The organism is Variovorax sp. dw_308 (assembly GCF_019207085.1).
Taxonomy (GTDB): domain Bacteria; phylum Pseudomonadota; class Gammaproteobacteria; order Burkholderiales; family Burkholderiaceae_C; genus Variovorax.
Window position 1 is genome coordinate 1 of sequence record NZ_JAATOM010000066.1, and the last position, 3,599, is coordinate 3,599.

A 3,599-nucleotide genomic window follows, 5' to 3' on the forward strand; every position below is an offset into this window, starting at 1 on the left:
CTCTGGAGACAGCCGCCTGGTCAAGCAGTCGCGTCACGTACTGCCCGGAGATGGAGATGCCCCAGTCCACGGAGATGCTTCCGCTTCCGCACTCCGTAGAGCAGCGCCTGCGGTCGCGATCGATGGTCTGGTAAGCTTTTCCACGTGCTCGACCGAAAAGTGCGGGAAGACTATCGGAGCCAAGTACCGCGACGTGCGCAGCCAGAACCCTTCAGGTATAGCGGCGAGTCAGGGTGACTGCCTCCAGCTTGCTGCACGACCGGCGCGGACCATCTACCCGAAGTTTTGGACAAGGTGCTACGTGATTGAACAGATTCGCAGGTCGGCGCTGGTCCGGCACATGCCCAAATGGTTGCGGCTGCCGATGGGACGCGGCTACCGCAGCATTTTTCAAGCACCCGTCGCGGTGGCCTCACTCGCGCAGACGGATGCCCCCCCCCTGCAGCCCCCCACCGCGAACGCTGCCGAGGTTGAGGCGGTAGTAGCGCGCCTCTATCATCTGACCCTTGAACGCACGCCCAGCGCCGATGAAGTACAGGCGTGGGTCAACGAGGTTCTCGGCAATCGAATAAGCGTTGCCGGAATGGTCGAGGCCATTGCCAAGTCGTCGGAGGCGGATCTTGTGCGCCAACGTGCGAATCTCTTGCCCGAGGTTCCCAACGGCAAGTTTGTCCAGTTCGCCTTCGAGCGTCTGCAGGGGCGCAGCCCGATGGTGTCCGAGGTCGTTCAATGGGACCGGCTCCTAAGCCGGCATACATTGGGGCGCAGTCAATTGGTGCTGCAGCTCTTCGCACAGCTTGCCACCAAGGAACTGACGGATGCTGGGCAAGCACCCGTACATGATCCAAACCTCGCGCCCTGGCTCGGCACGGACCGGTTCATCAGCATCAAGGAGTGGCAAGGAAAGGCCGACTCGATTGGCTCAGACTACCCACCTGTCGAGCCAAGACGCTATACGAGCCTCAACGTTCCCAACAAGCCGGAGATCCTCGTTACCGCGATTGCGAGTCTTTACCGTGGGGGTGACTACATCGAGCAGTTTCTCGACAACATCACCTCGCAGACGATCTTCGCGACCCACTGCGAACTCATCATCATCGACGCGGACTCCCCTGAAGGCGAAGCCGCGGTCATTGCCCGCTACATGGAGCGGTTCCCCAATATCGTTTACCACCGGGCTTCGACTCGAATCGGGATCTACGAAGCGTGGAACCTCGGTGTGGAAATGTCTCGTGGTCAATACCTCACGAATACCAACCTGGATGATCTCAGAAGGTCGGATTCGTTCGAGCGTCAGGTGGAGATCCTCGAGGCGTTTCGTTTTGTGGATGTGGTCTACCAAGACTTCTACTACTCTTTCGACGGAAAAGCGCCTTTCGCAAAGACTGCGGCCGTCGGATTCAAGAGCGAGGTGCCAGTGGTCACACCCTACAACCTCATGCAGTCCAATTCCCCACACAACGCGCCGATGTGGCGACGAAGTTTGCATGAAGAAATTGGCATGTTCGATGAAGGCTTCCGGTCTGCGGGAGACTACGACTTCTGGCTGCGTTGCATCCAGGGCGGAAAGACCTTTTTCAAATTGAATGACCCACACGTCGTCTATTTCGTAAACCCTGAAGGCCTGTCGACGCAGCCAAACACGCGGGGTATCGATGAAGCGAATCGCAGCACCAAGCGCCACGGCCGCAAGCTCCTCTCGCCTTGGCTGCTGTCATCGGACGAAGAATTCATGCGCGAGTTGTCCCGCTTGGCGGGCGTGGAGGTAGCGGTTGGCCAGACTGAGCGGGCCGCGTTCGACTGGCGCTATGTGGCAGCGCAACGAGCGCTTCGACTCGCCGCCTCGAGCGGACGATCGGACGATCGGTCAATTGAGGATTCACGATGGCACTTGTGATTGACGGGGTTTTTTTCCAACTCGCGCAGTCGGGGATTGCACGCATCTGGCGAGCAGTAATGCCACTTCTTGCGAAGAATCTTGAAATGCCGATCGTGTTTCTGGACCGGGGCGGCGTCAGCGACAAGTTCGACGGCGTCGAAGTCGTTCCGTTTCCAAGCTACAAATCAAAGTACAACGCCGGCGACTCGCAACTGTTGGAGAAAATTTGCCGCCACTATGGCGCGAAGGTCTTCACCTCGACCTACTACAGCACGCCGATGGAGACTCCGTCGCTGCTGCTCGTCTACGACATGATCCCCGAGCGACTCGGTTTCGACCTATCAGCTCGGGACTGGCGGGAGAAGGAGCTCGCCATCCTTCACGCCCGTCGGCACATCTGCATCTCGAACAATACCCGCAAGGATCTGTTGGAGTTTTACCCCGAACTCGACCCAGGCAAAGTATCGTTCGCGCATTGCGGCATCGATCCAATCTTTAGGCCACGCGACGAAAATGCCGTCAACGAGTTTCGCGTCCGGCTGGGACTGCACCGCCCCTACTACATGTTCGTGGGATCTCGCGTGCAGGCCAACAACTACAAGAACGCGAGCCTATTCTTCGATGCCATGGCAAGCATGGAGGTCGATTTCGACGTACTTTGCGTCGGTGGAGAGAAGAACACTCCGAGTTCCGGGACGGATGCGACCGGCCACAGAATTGTTCACGCTGACCTCAACGACGAAGAGCTCGCACTGGCCTATGGCGGTGCGGCGGCTCTCGTTTACCCTTCGCTCTACGAGGGGTTCGGTCTACCGGTCGCCGAGGCGATGGCTTGCGGCTGCCCGGTGATCTGCACCTCTCACGGCTCGTTAGCCGAAGTGGCAGCCGACGCTGCACTGACGATCTCAGGGGCGTCGATTCATGAGATGGTGGATGCGCTTCGCCAAGTGCGTGACCCGTTGGTGCGTGAGCGCCTGATAGAGCGCGGGGGCTTTCAGGCGGCTAGGTTCCGCTGGGAAACTTTCGCAAAGGAGATGACCAAGGGCATCCGATCCTTGGCTGCGGAAGGCGACACGGGGGTACATCGGCCCTTCTATTCGCGTTGGGCCCGGCTCAGAGAGTTGCAGGGCGAGGTTGATGTACTGGGCTGATTCAGCTCACAAGTCGCGTACGCTGACTATCAGCCCTCGTTGCGCAGAATCTCGTCCCAGTCGAGCCGCATCCAACGCTGCTTCCGCGCATTGCTTGAGCGTCACGAGGGCCAAATCTCGGTTCGAAGTCCAAATAAAAACTTGCGGCCCTGCTGGGCCACCGGGCCACCAGCTCGACGACAACGGCGAGAAGACGTAATGGCGGATCACCGCCATCGCCTTGTCCAGTCGGCTCTTCAGGCGCTCGCTCCCGCGCGTCAGGTGCGCAATGTGCAGCCAGATCGGCACCTCGCACTGGCGTCGCCAAATGCTCAGGCTGGAGGAATACACGCCCTCATGGCACGTCAACGCGCCGATCTTGCCGGGGCCTCCGGAATGCGGCGCTTGTCAGCGTTGGAGAAGTATCGGCGCCGGGCGCCTGGCACGACCTCCGATTTGATCGCAGGCGGCGTCGCTAGCGCCACCGATTCGGGCGAACTGGTCACTGCGTGGATCGCTGCCTAGGGTTGATGGTTGATAGTCATACCTACCTCGTTGCTCACTGATCTTTCAGGGGTAGGTGTTGCAGG

General features: G+C 59.5%; 2 protein-coding genes. Both read left to right on the plus strand.

The window, feature by feature from the left end:
• Window positions 1–301 precede the first annotated feature (301 nt).
• Entirely contained in the window at window positions 302–1,897 is a 1,596-nt protein-coding gene (locus HCU76_RS36095) for a glycosyltransferase (protein ID WP_218512031.1), read from the plus strand.
• Window positions 1,885–3,030, plus strand: coding sequence for a glycosyltransferase family 1 protein (locus HCU76_RS36100; protein WP_218512032.1), 1,146 nt, complete (start codon window positions 1,885–1,887; stop codon window positions 3,028–3,030). The genes HCU76_RS36095 and HCU76_RS36100 overlap by 13 nt, the downstream gene beginning before the upstream one ends.
• The last annotated feature ends 569 nt before the right edge of the window (window positions 3,031–3,599 follow it).

Excerpts from the sequence above, each read along its gene's own strand:
- HCU76_RS36100 (WP_218512032.1), top strand. The coding sequence starts at position 1,885 with ATGGCACTTGTGATTGACGGGGTTTTTTTCCAACTCGCGCAGTCGGGG.